At 72.2% G+C, this 16,395-nt stretch carries 14 protein-coding genes and 2 pseudogenes; 11 read left to right on the top strand and 5 right to left on the bottom strand.

The features are described from left to right. Window positions 1-596: 596 nt before the first annotated feature. The 3 genes from ACZ6KF_RS00715 to panB form a co-directional block, all read right to left on the bottom strand. Window positions 597-1,421, bottom strand: a complete 825-nt coding sequence (locus tag ACZ6KF_RS00715; protein WP_469236614.1) for an ABC transporter permease — start codon at window positions 1,419-1,421, stop codon at window positions 597-599. Continuing rightward, entirely contained in the window at window positions 1,418-2,461 is a 1,044-nt protein-coding gene (locus ACZ6KF_RS00710; protein WP_469236612.1) for an ATP-binding cassette domain-containing protein, read from the bottom strand. The genes ACZ6KF_RS00715 and ACZ6KF_RS00710 overlap by 4 nt, the downstream gene beginning before the upstream one ends. Window positions 2,462-2,686: 225 nt before the next feature. Further along, window positions 2,687-3,562 carry a 3-methyl-2-oxobutanoate hydroxymethyltransferase gene (panB, locus tag ACZ6KF_RS00705; RefSeq protein WP_356632077.1) on the bottom strand — a complete coding sequence of 292 codons (876 nt, stop codon included), beginning with the start codon at window positions 3,560-3,562 and terminating at the stop codon, window positions 2,687-2,689. Between the two features lie 282 nt (window positions 3,563-3,844). Here panB and ACZ6KF_RS00700 point away from each other — a divergent pair, with 282 nt between their 5' ends. From ACZ6KF_RS00700 to ACZ6KF_RS00655, 10 genes and pseudogenes are all read left to right on the top strand, one after another. Next, window positions 3,845-5,449: an MFS transporter gene (locus ACZ6KF_RS00700; protein ID WP_469236610.1), complete on the top strand. Its 1,605-nt coding sequence runs from the start codon at window positions 3,845-3,847 to the stop codon at window positions 5,447-5,449. A 204-nt stretch (window positions 5,450-5,653) separates the two neighbouring features. Further along, window positions 5,654-6,301, top strand: coding sequence for a TetR/AcrR family transcriptional regulator (locus ACZ6KF_RS00695; RefSeq protein WP_356632073.1), 648 nt, complete (start codon window positions 5,654-5,656; stop codon window positions 6,299-6,301). A gap of 231 nt (window positions 6,302-6,532) precedes the next feature. Further along, window positions 6,533-7,594 carry an endonuclease/exonuclease/phosphatase family protein gene (locus ACZ6KF_RS00690; protein WP_356632071.1) on the top strand — a complete coding sequence of 354 codons (1,062 nt, stop codon included), beginning with the start codon at window positions 6,533-6,535 and terminating at the stop codon, window positions 7,592-7,594. A 205-nt stretch (window positions 7,595-7,799) separates the two neighbouring features. Next, the gene (locus tag ACZ6KF_RS00685; RefSeq protein ID WP_356632069.1) at window positions 7,800-9,038 is read left to right on the top strand and encodes an MFS transporter; all 1,239 of its coding nucleotides are present in this window, start codon (window positions 7,800-7,802) and stop codon (window positions 9,036-9,038) included. Window positions 9,039-9,311: 273 nt separating this feature from the next. Further along, window positions 9,312-9,968, top strand: a complete 657-nt coding sequence (locus ACZ6KF_RS00680) for a hypothetical protein (protein WP_356632067.1) — start codon at window positions 9,312-9,314, stop codon at window positions 9,966-9,968. 1 nt (window position 9,969) lies between these two features. Beyond that, entirely contained in the window at window positions 9,970-10,425 is a 456-nt protein-coding gene (locus ACZ6KF_RS00675; protein ID WP_356632065.1) for a phage holin family protein, read from the top strand. Then, entirely contained in the window at window positions 10,401-11,114 is a 714-nt protein-coding gene (locus tag ACZ6KF_RS00670) for a DUF3618 domain-containing protein (protein ID WP_356632063.1), read from the top strand. The genes ACZ6KF_RS00675 and ACZ6KF_RS00670 overlap by 25 nt, the downstream gene beginning before the upstream one ends. A 362-nt stretch (window positions 11,115-11,476) precedes the next feature. Further along, entirely contained in the window at window positions 11,477-12,862 is a 1,386-nt protein-coding gene (locus tag ACZ6KF_RS00665) for a cellulase family glycosylhydrolase (protein WP_469236607.1), read from the top strand. A gap of 294 nt (window positions 12,863-13,156) precedes the next feature. Further along, a complete protein-coding gene (locus ACZ6KF_RS00660; protein ID WP_469158175.1) occupies window positions 13,157-14,242 on the top strand; it encodes a cellulose-binding domain-containing protein in 1,086 nt (361 codons plus the stop codon). 168 nt (window positions 14,243-14,410) lie between these two features. After that, window positions 14,411-14,545 (top strand): annotated as a pseudogene (locus ACZ6KF_RS00655) (ATP-binding protein); the annotation flags it as partial. A 32-nt stretch (window positions 14,546-14,577) separates the two neighbouring features. Here ACZ6KF_RS00655 and ACZ6KF_RS00650 read toward each other — a convergent pair. Next, window positions 14,578-15,309 (bottom strand): hypothetical protein, encoded by a 732-nt coding sequence (locus ACZ6KF_RS00650; RefSeq protein WP_469236604.1) that lies wholly within the window; start codon window positions 15,307-15,309, stop codon window positions 14,578-14,580. Between the two features lie 76 nt (window positions 15,310-15,385). On the opposite strand from ACZ6KF_RS00650, the gene ACZ6KF_RS00645 reads away from it, so the two are divergent. After that, window positions 15,386-15,958 (top strand): ArsR/SmtB family transcription factor, encoded by a 573-nt coding sequence (locus ACZ6KF_RS00645; RefSeq protein WP_469158063.1) that lies wholly within the window; start codon window positions 15,386-15,388, stop codon window positions 15,956-15,958. A gap of 205 nt (window positions 15,959-16,163) precedes the next feature. Here the strand turns inward: ACZ6KF_RS00645 and ACZ6KF_RS00640 are convergent. Continuing rightward, window positions 16,164-16,250 (bottom strand): annotated as a pseudogene (locus ACZ6KF_RS00640) (glutamine synthetase); the annotation flags it as partial. Between the last annotated feature and the right edge of the window lie 145 nt (window positions 16,251-16,395).

The raw sequence follows: 16,395 nt of genomic DNA, 5'->3' as shown, positions 1-16,395 counted from the left end.
GCCGGCGATCGGTGGCGCGGTGCGGTCGTGGCCGGCGCCCCCGGCGCCCCGCTGCCGGGGTGAGCCCGCCCGTCGCCCGTCGCTGACGGTAGGGCCCGCCGAGGCCGACGACGGGGCGACGGTGCCGGTGGGGCTGACGGTGCCGACGGGGCTGACGTGCCGATGGGGCTGGTGCCGACGGTGGGAAGCCTGCGGCTTCGGCCCGCGCGAGGCCGCCGGGCCGAAGCGGGCGGGCTTCGCTGGACGACGGTGGGTGCGGGGCGGCTGCGGGACGGCGGTCGGCGTGCACCGACCGCCGGGGGCCGTGCCGTGCCGTGCCGGACCGGACCGGGCCGTGCCGGACCGGACCGGGCCGTGCCGTGCCGTGCCGCGCTGGGCTGTGTCGCGCCGGGCCGGGCCGGGCCGCGCTTGTGCCGGGCCGCGCTGTGCCGGGTCGGGCTGGGCCGGGCCGGGTCGGGCCGCGCTGGGCCGGGTCGGGCTGGGCCGGGCTGGGCCGGGCCGTGCCGGGCTGCGTCGGGCCGTGCCGGGCGGGCTGTGCGGCGCCCGGCTGCGACCGACGGGGCGGGGCGCGTCTTGCGCCGCCGCCCCGGTCCGCGTCAGGTCTTCGTGCGGAACTTGTGGATCGCGATCGGCGCCATCACCGCCGTCAGCAGTGCCGACCAGCCCAGGGTGAGCCAGACGTCGTCCGCCACCGGCCCGCTGTCCGTCATCAGGCCGCGCGCCGCGTCGGCCAGGGCGGACAGCGGGTTGTACTCGGTGAAGCCCTGGAGCCAGCCCGGCATCGAGCCGGTCGGGGCGAAGATGGACGAGCCGAACTGGAGCGGCATCAGCACCAGGAAGGCCATCCCCTGCACGGACTGGGCGTCCTTCATGACCACGCCGAGGGTGAGGAACACCCACATCAGCGCCGAGCCGAACACGGCCGACAGCGCCACCGCGGCCAGCAGTCCGAGCCAGTTCGTGACCTCGAAGCCGACCAGCACGCCCACGATCAGCAGGATCGCGGTGGCGACCATCATCCGCGCCAGCTCCACCACTATCTTGGCGAACAGCACCGAGCCGCGGCCTATCGGCAGCGACCGGAACCGGTCCATGACGCCGGAGTTGAAGTCCTGGTTGAACCCGGTGCCCACGCCCTGGGCCATCGTCATGCCCATCATCGCCAGCAGACCCGGCACGACGTACTGCACGTACGCCTCCTGCCCGCCGCCGAGCGCCTGCCCGATCGAGCCGCCGAAGACGTACACGAACAGCAGCGTGAAGACGACCGGGAACAGCACGGCGTCGAACATCGACTGCGGGTCCTGGCGGATCCACAGCAGGTTGCGGCGGATCAGCGCGCCGGTGTGGCGCAGATGACCGCTCAGCGGGATACGGGCGTCGGCCTCGACGCCGGGGGAGGGGACGGTGGCGGCGCTCATACGGCGACCTCCTCGCGGGTGTCGGAAGCGGTGTCGGACCCGGCGCCGGCGCCGGGGTCGTGCTGCGGGCCGCTGGCCCGGTGGCCGGTGAGGGACAGGAACACCTCGTCCAGGCTGGGCAGTTCGGTGGTGACCGAGGCCAGCGTGACGTCCTGCGCCGCCGCCGCGCCCACCACCGCGGTGAGCTGCTCGTCACTGAGGATCGGCACCAGCACGGCCCCGCCCTCGGTGTCCACGGTCGTCGTGGCGATCCCGGTGATGCCCAGCTCGTCCAGTGCCCGGGCCAGCGGCCTCAGCTGCGCCGGGTCGGCCGGCTTCACCCGCAGGGTGCGCCCGCCCACCTTGGCCTTCAGCTCCTCGATCCGGCCGCCCGCGACGACCTTGCCGCGGTCGACCACGGTCAGCTCGGACGCCAGCTGCTCGGCCTCCTCCATGTACTGCGTGGTCAGCAGCACGGTCACCCCGTCGCCGACCATCCGCTGGACCTCCTCCCAGACCTCGTTGCGGGTCCGCGGGTCCAGTCCGGTGGTGGGCTCGTCCAGGTAGAGCACCTTGGGCCGGCCGGTCATCGACGCGGCCAGGTCGAGCCGCCGCCGCATGCCGCCGGAGTAGGTGGACGCGGGCCGCCTGGCCGCCTCGGTCAGCGAGAACCGCTCCAGCAGCTCGTCCGCCCGCGCCCGCGCCTCCTTGCGGGACAGGTCGAGCAGCCGCCCGATCATGTACAGGTTCTCCCAGCCCGGAAGCTTCTCGTCGACGGAGGCGTACTGCCCGGTCAGCCCGATCACCCGGCGCAGCTGCCGGGGCTGCCGTACGACGTCGTACCCGGCGACGACCGCGTGGCCGGCGTCGGGGGCGAGCAGGGTGGACAGAATCCGGACCAGGGTCGTCTTCCCCGCGCCGTTCGGCCCGAGCACCCCCATCACGGTGCCCTCGCGCACATCCAGGTCGACCCCGTCCAGCGCCTTGGTCTCGCCGTAGTGCTTGACCAGCCCCCGCACGGTGACCGCCGTGCCGCTGGTTTCCTTGTCGATGCGTGTCATGAGGGGCACTGTGCCAGCCCCCACCGACAAACCGCCGACAGGGCGCCGACAGCCCCATGAACGCCGACAGGGCCCCGACGGGCCCACACGGGTGCGCCCCGCGAAGAACACCGGCCCCGCCGACGGGGGATGATCGGCGGGACCGGTGTCGTATCCACAGTGGCTCTGGCGCGAGCGCGCGATGCGGCTCGCGGCGGCTCGGGACGGCCGGGAAGCCGGGACGGCTCAGTGGACGGAGTGCTCCTCCAGCGGGAACGTTCCGCCGACGACGTCCTCGGCGAACGCCTGCACCGCGTCGCCCATGACCCGGCGCAGATCGGCGTACTGCTTCACGAACTTCGGCACCCGGCCACCGGTCAGCCCGAGCATGTCGGTCCACACCAGCACCTGCGCGTCCGTCTCCGGGCCCGCGCCGATGCCGACGGTCGGGATGTGCAGGGTGCGGGTCACCTCGGCCGCGAGCTCCGCCGGCACCAGCTCCAGCACCACCGCGAACGCGCCCGCGTCCTGCACGGCCTTGGCGTCGCGCAGCAGCTGCTGGGCCGCCTCCTCGCCGCGGCCCTGGACGCGGTAGCCCATGGCGTTGACGGACTGCGGGGTCAGGCCGATGTGCGCCATCACCGGGATGCCGGACTCCACCAGCAGCCGGATCTGCTCGTGCGAGCGCTCGCCGCCCTCCAGCTTGACGGCCTGCACGCCCGCCTCCTTCACCAGCCGGGTCGCCGAGCGCAGCGCCTGCACCGGCCCCTCCTGGTAGGAACCGAACGGCAGGTCGCCGACGATGAGGGCGCGCCGGGTGCCGCGGACGACCGCCGCGGACAGGAGGGTCATCTCGTCGAGGGTGACGGGCACGGTCGTCTCGTACCCGAGGTGGCAGTTGCCCGCCGAGTCGCCGACGAGCAGCACCGGAATGCCGGCCTCGTCGAACACGGACGCGGTCATGGCGTCGTAGGCGGTGAGCATGGGCCACTTCTCGCCGCGCTCCTTGGCGGCGGCGATGTCGCGGACCGTGACACGCCGGGTGCTCTTGCCTCCGTACAGCGCCCTGCTGCCGTCGGAGGGACCCGTTCGCCCGGTCTGGGCAGCCGAAAGCTGCGTCATTGCAACGGCTCCTAACGTCATCTCGAGGCGCCCTGACGGCGTCCCCGGATCCCTTCCATGGTGGCACCTCGTGCCAGGGAGGGCCAGGGGGGCCATTCGGACAGTGTCCGCGGGGCGGTCGGTCGGTGTCCGCAGTGGCCGTCGGTCGGTGTCCCCAAGGGCCGCCGGCAGTGCCCCGGGGCCGTCGGGCAGTTTCCGGAAGGGCCGTCGGACGGTAAGAAGCCAGCAAAGGAGTTCCGATACGGTTCCGTCTCGTATCGTAATTCTTCTACGCTGGCGGACATGACCACACCACCGGCCACCGCCGCTCGTCGCACGCCCGAATCGGTGCACCGCCGCCGCTGGGCCATCCTCGGCGTGCTCATGCTGAGCCTGCTGATCGTGGTGCTCGACAACTCGATCCTGAACGTCGCCGTCAAGACGATCGCCACCCCGGCCCCCACCGGCATCGGCGCCACCCAGGGCGAGCTGGAGTGGGCGATCAACTCGTACACCCTGGTCTTCGCCGGCCTGCTGTTCAGCGCCGGCCTCCTCGGCGACCGGCTCGGCCGCAAGAAGGTGCTGCTCGGCGGGCTCGTCGTGTTCGGCGCCGGCTCCGCGCTCGCCGCCTTCTCCGGCTCGCCGGGCGAGCTGATCGCCTTCCGCGCGGTGATGGGTCTCGGCGCGGCGTTCGTGATGCCGGCCACCCTCGCCGTGCTGATGCACGTCTTCGAACGCGACGAGCAGCCCAAGGCCATCGGCATCTGGGCCGGCGGCGTCGGCCTCGCCATCGCCATCGGCCCGATCACCGGCGGCGTACTGCTGGACCACTTCTGGTGGGGCTCGGTCTTCCTCGTCAACGTGCCGATCGTGGTTATCGCCGTCGCGCTGATGGTGTGGCTGGTTCCCGACTCCCGCGACCCGAATCCCGGCCGCGTCGACCCCGTCGGCGTGCTGCTCTCCGTCGCCGGGCTCGTCCTGCTCGTCTACGGGGTGATCGAGGGCGGCCGGCTCGCCGACTTCGGCGACCCGACGGTGCTCGGCACGATCGGCGCCGGGCTCGCCGTCCTCACGGCCTTCGTCCTGTTCGAGAAGCGCAGCGACCATCCGTCCCTGGACGTCACCCACTTCCGCGACAAGGTGTTCTCCGCCGCCGTCTGCGCCATCGCCCTGGTCTTCTTCGCCCTCATGGGCGTGACGTTCTTCGCCGTCTTCTACACCCAGAGCGTGCGCGGCTTCTCCCCTTTGAAGACGGGCCTGCTCCTGCTGCCGCTGGCCGTCGCCCAGTTGATCTTCGCCCCGCGCGCCCGGCTCGTGGTCGACCGCTTCGGCAACCGGGCCACCACCACCGCCGGCATGCTGACCGTCGCCGCGGCACTGGCCGCGTTCGCCACGCTCGACGCGGACACCCCGCTGTGGATCCTGGAACTGATCTTCTTCCTGATGGGCGCCGGCATGGCGCACATCATGACCCCCACCAGCGTCGTCATCATGCAGTCCCTGCCCCGCGAGAAGGCCGGCTCCGCCTCCGCCCTCAGCAACACCTTCCGCCAGGTCGGCGGCGCGCTCGGCATCGCGGTCCTCGGCTCGGTCCTCTCCGCCGCCTACCGCACCGCCGTCGAGGACGACCTCGGCCCCGTGCCGGCCGGACTGCGCCACTCCGCGGGCGAGTCCATCGAGGCCACCCTCGCCGCCGCCGCGCGGCTCGGCCCCGAGGGCCGCGCCCTCGTCGCCCCCGCCCACGACGCCTTCCTGCACGCCATGCACCTCACGGCCCTGTGCGGGGCGGGCGTCGCGCTGGCCGGATCGGTCGTCGTGGCCCTCTTCCTGCCGAGCCGCCGGACGGCCGGACAGTCGCGACCGGAAGGGGAGTTGGCGGACGCCACGGCGACGGCCCCGGAAAAGTGACGGGAAGCGCCCGCGCCGGCCCGGCGCCTGCGAAAATCACCGACAAGCACATCAGTGACACCCGAAGCCATCGGTACACCGGAAACCCATCGGTCACACCGAAAAGCCCATGGTCACACCGGAAAGCCCATCGGTAACGCCGCCCACCGCACCGGCAACACCGAAAACCGAGCCACAGCGCGGGAGAAGAAGGAGGAGGTCGCCGTGAGCCGCCTCGCCGAGACGGGACCCGGGCCGGAAGCCGCCGCTCCCACCCGTGGCCGCCCTCGCAGCGAGGCCGTCGAACGGGCCATCGTGGAGGGCACGATGAGACTCCTGGAAGAGGGCGTCCCGCTCGCCGAACTCTCCATCGAGCGCATCGCCCGTACCGCCGGCGTCGGCAAGGCCGCCATCTACCGCCGCTGGAGAGGCAAGGAGGAACTCTTCGTCGACGTCGTCCGCACCGCCGAACCCCCCGACCCGCAGCTCCCCGGCACCTCCCTGCGCGACGACCTCGTCGTCCTGCTCGACACCCAGCGCCGCCGCGGCCTGGCCAACCGCTCCTCCACGATCCTGCACAACGTCCACGCACAGATGAAGAGCAGCCCGAAGATATGGGCCGCCTACCACGGCACCGTCATCGCCCCGCGCCGCCGACGCTGCCTGGAGGTGCTGCGACGCGGCCAGGAGAACGGCGAACTGCGCGCCGACGTCGACCCGGAGCTGATCCACGACATGGTCATGGGCCCCATGCTGGTGCGCACCCTGCTGCGCCCCGACGCCGACCTCCCCGAGGACCTCGCCGAGCAGCTGGTCGACACCCTCCTCGCCGGCCTACGCCCCGTCAGCCGGCCGGAGGGATCGGCGCGATGAGCGCGGACGGAGGATGCGGGCGGAGTGTGCAGGCGGAGTGCGGGCGGAGTGTGCGTCTTTCGTCACAGACACCGTGGCCGCCGCCGGGAGCAGGAACTGCGGGCGTGGCCGAGTTCGTCCTCGTGCCCGTACGGCCGTCCCCGGACGGCAGGAACGGAACCGATCATCCCCTAGGGTCGTACCCAGGCACGGGGGGACGACGGTATGCACGGCAGGTAGCGAGGCGACGGTATGGCGCAACAGGCGTACGTGACGGAGACGGACAACGGCGGCTCGGAGCACGAGCGGCGCGATTCCGGGCTTCGGCAGCGGGCGGCCCGCCTCGTCGGGCGCGTGAGCGACGCCTGGCGCGGCGACCCGCGGATCTGGCGGCGCGGTCTGATCCTGGCCGCGGTCGCGGTGCTGCTGGCCCTGGTGATGCTGGTCCACGCGCACATCCCGAACCGGTTCGGCAACCTCGGCAGCCTCACCGAGACCTTCCTGCCCTGGCTCGGCCTGTTCGTCCCGCTGCTGCTCCTGCTCGCCCTGGTGCGCCGGTCCGCCACCGCCCTCGTCGCGGTCCTGATCCCGGCCGTGGTGTGGCTGAACCTCTTCGGCGGGCTGCTCACCGACAAGGCGGCCACCGGCGGCGACCTCACCGTCGTCACGCACAACGTCAACGCCGACAACCCCGACCCGTCCGGCACCGCCCGCGACGTGGCCGCCTCCGGCGCGGACGTGCTGGCGCTGGAGGAGCTGACCGCCGGGGCGGTGCCGGTGTACGAGCAGGCGCTGAAGCCGGCGTACCGGTACCACGCGGTGCAGGGGACGGTCGGGCTGTGGAGCAAGTACCCGGTCAGCGACGTGCGGTCCGTCGACATCAAGCTCGGCTGGACCCGCGCCATGCGGGCCACGGTCACCACGCCGCAGGGCCGGATCGCCGTCTACGTCGCCCATCTGCCGTCGGTCCGGGTGAAGCTGAAGGCCGGCTTCACCGCCCGGCAACGCGACACCAGCGCCGACGCGCTCGGCGAGGCCATCGCCGACGAGCGGATCGACCGGGTCGTGCTGCTCGGCGACCTCAACGGCACCATGAACGACCGCGCGCTCAACGCCGTGACCGCCCAGATGCGTTCCACGCAGGGCGCGGCGGGAAGCGGCTTCGGCTTCAGCTGGCCGGCGTCGTTCCCGATGGCCCGCATCGACCAGATCATGGTCCGCGACGTCGAGCCGCTCAGCTCCTGGACGCTGCCGCAGACCCCGAGCGACCACCTGCCGGTGGCGGCGCGGGTGGATCTGGGCGACGGTTCCTGACCCGAGGGGATCACTGAGCTGCAGGGGCCGAGGGATCCGAACGGGGCCAGGCAGCTGCAGGGTGTCGTGGGAATCCGCACGGAGCTGCGGGGATTCTCGAGCTGCACGGCATTTCTTCACCTGCCGGAATACGGGAGGTGGGGGCTTTGTTCCGTCGGTGAACATATGCTGGGCGGAACCGCTCCACGTCTCGAAAGGCCCCCTCATGCCCCTGGCCCTGCTCGCCCTGGCCGTAGGCGCCTTCGGCATCGGCACCACCGAGTTCGTCATGATGGGGCTGCTCCCCGACGTCGCGGACGACCTCGGCGTCTCCGTCCCGTCCGCCGGCCACCTCGTCTCCGCCTACGCGCTCGGCGTCGTCATCGGCGCCCCGCTGCTGGCCGCGGCCACCGCCCGGCTGTCGCGGCGCACCGTCCTGATCGGCCTGATGGTCCTGTTCGTGGCCGGAAACTGCCTGTCGGCCCTCGCGCCGGACCACCACTGGCTGCTGGCGGCCCGGCTCCTCAGCGGCCTGCCGCACGGCGCCTTCTTCGGCGTGGGCGCCGTCGTGGCCGCGAGCATGGTCGCGCCCGAGCGCAGGGCCCGCTCCGTCTCCCTGATGTTCCTCGGGCTCACCGTCGCCAACATCGCGGGCGTGCCCGCCGCCACGCTCATGGGCCAGCACTTCGGCTGGCGGGCGACCTTCCTCGCCGTCGGCGTCATCGGCCTCGCGGCGATCGCGTCGCTCGCCGCCCTGATCCCGCACGACCGCCCCGACGCCGCGACGGTCGGCCTGCGCGGCGAACTGGCCACCCTGAAGTCCCTGCCGATGTGGCTGGCGCTCGGCACGACGATCGCCGGCTTCGGCGCGCTGTTCTCGGCGTACAGCTACATCACGCCGATGCTCACCGACTCCGCCGGGTACGCCGAGAGCAGCGTGACCCTGCTGCTCGCGCTGTTCGGCGTCGGCGCGACGATCGGCAACCTGCTGGGCGGCAGGCTCACCGACCGCTCCCTGCGCGGCACCCTCTTCGGCGGCCTCGTCTCGCTGATGGCCGTACTGGTCCTGTTCCCGGTGCTGATGTCGGCCCAGTGGAGCGCCGCCCTCGCGGTCACTCTCCTCGGTGTGGCCGCCTTCGTCACCGGCTCTCCCCTCCAGCTGATGGTGATGGAGAAGGCCGCCGCGGCCCCGTCCCTGGCCTCCTCCGCCAACCAGGCCGCCTTCAACCTCGCCAACGCCGGCGGGGCCTGGATCGGCGGCGTCACCCTCGCCGCGGGTCACGGCCCGACGTCCCCGGCGACGGCGGGCGCGGGCCTGGCGGCGCTGGGCCTGGCGGTTGCGGGAGTGGCGTGGGCGGTGGACGGACGCCGGTCGGCCGCTACGGCGGGGCAGGAGCGGGTGGTGGCGGGGCGGAAGCCGGGTGGCGTGGCGGCGGAGGTGGAGGCGGAGACGGCGCGGGGGTGAGACGTACGGCGCGAGGGGGCGTACGGCGTCGGGGGCGGGGTGGGACGTGCGGTGTCGACGGGGATGGCTTTCGCCTCCTGCGCGACGGTGCGATTGCGCGACGGTGGTGCGACCCCGTGCCCGGCCCGAACATGTGCGGCCCGCGGAGTGTGTCAAAACCTCATAAGGGGCGACTCGGGGTGAGACGGACGGCTGTGTGCCGCCCCGGCGTACGACTCCCGTACGTGCGGGGGCGGGGCCGTTCGCAGGACATCCGATGGAGGGAAGTCGCCGATGAGTGAGTCCGTACACACCCCATCCGGGAGCACCGGAGAGAAGGTCAAGGCAGAGACCTCCGCGACGGCCGGCCAGGCCAGGCAGGCGGCGACCCAGGTCGCCGGAACCGCTGCGGACCAGGCGCGGACCGTGGTCGGCGAGGCGCGGAAGCAGACCGGCACGGTCGTCGAGGACCTGCGCGGCCGAGTGAAGGACGAGGCGGAAGGACAGGCCAAGCGCGCGGCCGACGCGCTGCGCCAGTGGGCCGGGGACCTCTCCGACCTGGCCGCGCACGCCGAGAAGGACTCGCCCGCCCGCAGCCTCGCGGCCCAGGCGGGCGACCGGGGACAGCGCGCGGCCGACTACCTGGAGAGCAAGGGCGTGGAGGGACTCCTCTCCGACCTTCAGGGCTTCGCCCGACGCCGTCCCGGCGCCTTCCTCGGCGGCGCGCTGGTGGCCGGCATGGCCGTCGGCCGACTGACCAAGGCCGCGAAGACCGCATCCCAGGGGAATGGATCAGGAGGGAACGGATCCGGCCAAGGACGGCAGCAGGTTCCCGTCGCCCCGGCGCCGGGCGAGGGCGCGCTGACGCCGCCGGCCCCGCCGCCCGCCGCGCCGCCCACCGTCGGCACCCCGCCGGCCGGAACCGTGGGCCGCCCGTTCCCGGAGGCGTGAGATGGCGACGATGACACCCAGGACGTCGACGTCACCCGGGCCGGCGGCGTCCCGGCCGGTCGAACCGCAGCAGGTGGAGCAGGAAAGGTCCGTCGGCGAGCTGCTCTCCACGGTGACCTCGGACCTCCAGGACCTCTTCCGCCAGGAGGTCGCCCTGGCCAAGGCCGAGATCAAGGAGGAGGGATCCCGGGCGGGCAAGGCCGCCGGAATGCTGGGCGGCGCGGGATTCGCCGGCTATCTGGTGCTCCTGTTCCTGTCCCTGGCGCTGATGTTCGGCCTGGCCAACGTGATGGACGAGGCATGGGCCGCCCTGATCGTCGCCGCGCTGTGGGGCATCGCCGCCGCCGTGCTGTACACGCAGGGCCGCACCCGGATGCGCAGCGTCTCCCCGAAGCCCGAGCGAACCGTCGAGACCATGAAGGAGAACGCGGAATGGGCACGTCACCCGACCAAATGAGGGCCGAGATAGAGGCCACGCGGCACCGGCTGTCCGAGGACGTGGACCGGCTCGCCGACCGGACCAGCCCCCGCCGCATGGTCCACCGTCGCAAGGCGCGGGTGCGCGGCGCGGTGTCGGGCCTGCGGGAGCGCGTGATGGGCACGACCTCGCACACCGCGCACGGCATGGCCGAAACCGCTCGCTCGGCGTCCGACTCGGTGCAGGAAGGCACCGGACGCGCGGCCGACTCGGCGCGCGAGACCGCCGGGCAGGTGGCCGACTCGACCCGTGAGGCCGTCGGCCAGGCGGGGCAGGCCGTGCAGCAGGCGCCCGAGATGGCACGCCGGCAGACCCAGGGCAACCCGCTGGCCGCCGGTCTGGTCGCCTTCGGCACCGGCCTGCTGGTCTCGTCCCTCCTGCCCGCCTCCAAGGTCGAGCAGGAGAAGGCGTCCCAGCTGATGGAGCGCGGCGGAGAGGCGCTTGAGCCGGTGAAGCAGGCCGCCGCCGAGTCCGCGCAGCACCTGAAGGAGGGCGCCAAGGAGGCCGCCCAGAGCGCGGCCGCCGAGGTGAAGGACACCGCTCAGCAGGCCGCCCGGACCACGCAGGACGAGGCGCGCGACCGGGCCGGCCAGGTCACCGACCAGGCTCGCGACTCCGGCCGCAACCTCGCGGACGAGGCCCGCGACCGCTCACCCGGACCGGGCTGAGGCGGGCGCCCCGGACGGCTCCGGACCGGGCCGAGGCGGGATGCCTCCGACCGCTCCGGACCGGGCCGAGGCGGCACGCCCTGCCCCACCCCGATTGGCGAGAAAGAGCCTTGTCCCCGGCCCAACACGGGCCGGGGACAAGGCTTTTCCCGTGCGTCGGGGCGAGGTGTCCTCGACAGGGGCGTACGGGACGCCGTTGCAGTCCGGCCTCCCGGCCGCCGTCCGGGCTGTCATGCCCTCGTCCATCGAATGCGTCCGTCGAATGCCTATACGCGCCTCCGCACACCGGTGTACGGTCTCGGACCGATGGGCCTTGGGAGCGCTCCCATCGCGTGTTTCCGCTTCGCACGAGGAGGAACGCTTTGAAACGCTTTTTGGCTTTGCTGGCGACCGGCGCGACAGGTCTCGGCCTCATGACCGTCGCCAGCACCGAGGCGTCGGCCGCCGCCGGATGCCGGGTCGACTACACCGTCACCAGCCAGTGGCAGGGCGGTTTCCAGGCCGGGGTGAAGGTCACCAACCTGGGCGACCCCGTCTCCGGATGGACGCTGAAGTTCACCATGCCTGACTCCGGGCAGAAGATGGTCCAGGGCTGGAACGCCACCTGGTCCCAGTCCGGGGCCACGGTCAGTGCCGCCAACGTCGACTGGAACCGCACGCTCGCCACCGGGGCGTCGGCCGACCTGGGCTTCGTGGGGTCGTTCACAGGCGCCAACCCGAAGCCCACGTCCTTCACGCTCAACGGCGTGACCTGCACGGGCTCGGTCACCGACCCGCCCACGGACCCGCCGACCGACCCGCCCACGACCGGCACCCCGGTGGGCATCAACGGGCAGCTGAAGGTCTGCGGGGTCAACCTCTGCAACCAGTACGGCAAGCCCATCCAGCTGCGCGGCATGAGCACGCACGGCATCCAGTGGTTCAGCAAGTGCTACAACAACGCGTCCCTGGACGCGTTGGCGAAGGACTGGAAGTCGGACCTGTTCCGCATCGCCATGTACGTGCAGGAGCAGGGCTACGAGACCGACCCGGCCGGCTTCACCGCCCGGGTGAACAGCCTGGTCGACATGGCCGAGGCCCGCGGCATGTACGCGATGATCGACTTCCACACGCTGACGCCGGGCGACCCGAACTACAACCTCGACCGCGCGAAGACCTTCTTCGCGTCCGTCGCCGCCCGCAACGCCAACAAGAAGAACGTCATCTACGAGATCGCCAACGAGCCCAACGGCGTGAGCTGGACGGCCATCAAGAACTACGCCGAGCAGGTCATCCCGGTCATCCGCGCCGCCGACCCGGACGCCGTGATCATCGTCGGCACCCGCGGCTGGTCCTCGCTGGGCGTCTCCGACGGCTCCAACGAGAGCGAGGTCATCAACAACCCGGTGAACGCGACCAACATCATGTACGCGTTCCACTTCTACGCCGCGAGCCACCAGGACAACTACCGTGCCGCGGTGAGCCGGGCGGCGTCGAAGCTGCCGCTGTTCGTCACCGAGTTCGGCACGGTGAGCTACACCGGTGGCGGCGCGGTGGACCGCGCGAGCAGCACCGCGTGGCTCGACCTGCTCGACCAGCTGAAGATCGGCTACGCGAACTGGACGTACTCGGACGCCAATGAGGGCAGCGCGGCGTTCAAGCCGGGCACCTGCAACGGCACCGACTACAGCAGCAGCGGCGTGCTGACCGAGTCGGGCGCGCTGATCAAGAGCCGGATCAGCACGGCGGACAACTTCCCCACCAGCTGACACAACGACGGGGCTCCGGCGCTGCTGGAGCCCCGTCTCTCCGACCGTGATTGGGAGCGCTCCCAAACTCCCGACATTCCGCATGTCCCACACTTCCCCCCACGGCGCCTGCCGCCGCTCAACCTCCCACCTCCACCTCCACCCCCACCCCCCCACCCCCCCACCCCCCCACCCCCCCACCCCCTCACCCCCACCCCGGAGGCACACGTGAGCGTCTCTCTCCCGCGATTACTGGCCAGGCCCTGGACGGCGGTCCTGACCGCCGCCGTGGTGCTGGCATCCGGCTTCACGGCGATGTCCGCGAGCGGCGCGGAGTCCGGCTGCCGCGTCGACTACAGCGTGAACAAGTGGACCGGCGGCTACACGGCCCAGATCAAGGTCACCAACCTCGGCCCGTCGGTCAGCAACTGGCGTCTGACCTGGACGTACACCGGCGACCAGAAGGTGACGTCGGCGTGGAACGCGACCGTCACCCAGACCGGCGGTTCCGTCGTCGCGACCGACGCGGGCTGGAACGGCGCGCTGGCCACGGGCGGTTCCGCGGAGTTCGGCGTGCAGGGAACCTGGCGGTCGTCCGACCCGGCGCCGACCGACTTCGCCCTCAACGGCGTCTCCTGCGGCGGCACCGGCACCCCGCCGCCGACCACGCCGCCCCCCACGACCCCGCCTCCCACCACTCCGCCGCCCAGCCCCGAGTGCGGCACCGCGGTGATCTGCTCGGACTTCGAGAACCAGACCGGCACCACGCCCTCCGGCGACTGGCGCTTCACCGCCCCCGACTGCCAGGGCACCGGCAAGGCCTCGGTGGACACCACGGTCGCGCACAGCGGCGGCAAGTCGCTGCGGGTCGACGGCGGGGTCGGCTACTGCAACCACGCCTTCGTCGCCTCGACCGCGGACCTGTCCTCGGTCGGCCCGGTCCTGCACGTCCGCATGTGGGTACGGCACACCACCGCACTCCCCGCCGCCCACGTCACGTTCGTCACCCTGCCCGACTCCTCGCAGAACGGCCGCACCCTGCGCGTCGGGGGCCAGAACGGCGCCCTCCAGTGGAACCGCGAGGTCGACGACGCCACCCTGCCCGCGCAGAGTCCGGCCGGCGTGGCCCTGAGCCGCCCGCTGCCGACGGGAACGTGGCAGTGCCTGCGCTTCGCGATCGACACGACGGCCCCGAAGCTCGACACCTGGCTCGGCGACGAACAGATCCCGGGCCTGCACGCCGACGGCGTCCCCACCCACGACATCGACCAGCAGTGGCTGGCCCGCACCACCCCGCCCCGCCCCACGGCCCTGCGCCTGGGCTGGGAGAGCTACGGCACGGGGGCGGACACCCTGTGGTTCGACGACGTGGCGGTGGGCTCGTCCCCGATCGGCTGCTGACCGGCCCTCACCTCGTGACCGTATCCACTCCCGTCCGGTCGGATACGGTCACGGGGTGACCGAGAGCCTGCCCGCCGACGTGACGGACGTCCTCACGGCGCTCCTGAACACGAACAGCCCGGTGCACGCAGCGCTCCGCGCCCAGGTACCGCACCTCGGCGTGCGCGTCCCGCCGCCGACGACGCGCACGGGCGGGGACTGCTCCTGGTCGACTCCCTCGCCGAGTCCTGGCACACGGGGCCCAGCCGCTTCGGTGGAACCGTCGTCTCCTTCCAGATGGCCGATGAGTGGCCGACCGGGTGAGGGGAGCGGGGTGACATGGCGGCCGTACCGGTCTACGAGTAGGGCCGGATGGCCACCGTGACATCCATGTCGAAGACGTTCTCTCCGGCTGCGGACGGCAGACCCAGGACCCGGTCGAGCGCGCGGCCCAGGCGGCCGCAGCCACTGGTGGCCGGTGCGGCGAACTCCGCGTCGTGGGCGCCGAAGACGGCGACCAGGGGGTCCTGGGATATCAGCCTGGTGGGCTCGGTGTCCTTGAGCACCAGGTGGACCGCGTTCTCATCGCTGCCCACAGAACAGTCCGACGGCAGCAGGGGCAGCCCGTGCGCCGAACCTATGGCGAACCTGATGTCGAACTCGCCTCGCCGGCGGTCGTCGGACAGGAAGTCCGAGTAGCCGCCGTACTGCGGAGTCAGGGACAGCGGGGTGCTTCCCACCCGGATCGGCTCAGCGGTCATCTCCCCGAAGATCTGCCGGAATTCACCGCCCACCCGGCCTTCGGCAAAGGTGATCTTCATGGGTTCGGCGAGCGGCTCGTCGATGGCTCCCATGCGCAGATGCCCCGTGGCATGCATGACCTCGCAGCGCCAGGTCCCAGGGTCCCCGGCGGCGGGCAGCTCATCGGCGGTCGGGCAGGCGGAGAAGTCGAACTCGGGCAGATCCGCGGCCCGTTCTGCTCCGTACGCGGGTGCGGCGCCCAGGGTGAGTCCGGCAAGCAGGATCCCGGCAGTGGCAGTTGTGAAGCACCGGACTGCGCGACCCAAGGTCATTCGGTTCGTCGTCATGCCGTCAGCATTGCAGAGATTTCTCTGCAGAGGAAGCTCTGCAGAGAAAATTCCGCCTTCTGGATAGACTGCCCCCATGACGCAAGAGCGGAGAACGGACGACACAGGGCGGCGCACGGTCGACAGCCCCGAGGTGCTCAAGGCCCTTTCGCACCCACTGCGCCTGCGCATCCTGCGCCACCTCGGCACGGCGGGCCCCGCCACCTCGACCACGCTGGCTGCCGCCCTCGGAGAGAACACCGGAACGCTGAGCTACCACCTGCGCATGCTGGAGCGCAGTGGCCTCATCGAGGACATCCCCGAGCGCTCCGCCGGGCGCGAGCGGTGGTGGCGCGGGGTGCGCGGCCTCGACATCCGCAGACCGCCGCAGGACGAGCTGACGGACGCCGAGCGCGTCATGTCGGCCGAGCTGGACCGCCTGAGGCTGGAGGAGGACATCGAACTCGCCCGGCGGTTCACCGCCGACCAGGCGGATTCCGCAGGCTGGATGCGGGGTTCACGCAGCCTTGTCCACCTCACGAAGAGCGAGCTGGACGCGTTCCACGACGACTATCTGGCCCTGCTCGCGCGCTACGCCCGCGGGCCCGAGGACGCTCCCGACGACGCGCGCCCCGTGCTCCTCCGCTGGTTCGGCGTGCCCGCTGACTGACCGGCGGTCGGCCGGCGAACTGCCCGGTCGGCCGACTCGCCGGACGGGCGAGTGGACAGAAGGGCTCTCCGCGGCCACCCCGTCGACCCGGTCATGGCGCTTCCCGGCCCTCAGAACGCGCCGAGGCCGACGGTTCCCGACCGTCGGCCTCCAGCTCTCACGAAGCGTCTCGGCGAAGCCCTCGCCGCGCCCCGTTTCCCGGCCCCTACAGCACCGGCAGGTTCTTCCGCAGCTCGAACGCCGTCACCTCGGAGCGGTACTCGTACCACTCCTGGCGCTTGTTGCGGAGGAAGTGACCTCGGCCCTGAGCGACCTCACGTGATCGACGTCAGCGCGGCGCTGACCTGCGGTTGAACGGTCATCATTGGTCGCTGTTGGTCGGTGCCGGCCATCCGCCGACGGCCCACAGACGGCCCAACGTGCACGCGCTCATGGAT

Source organism: Streptomyces sp. NPDC046379 (genome assembly GCF_055587785.1).
The sequence above is the reverse complement of the archived record's forward strand: the minus strand, read 5'-3'. Positions and strand labels throughout refer to the sequence as shown.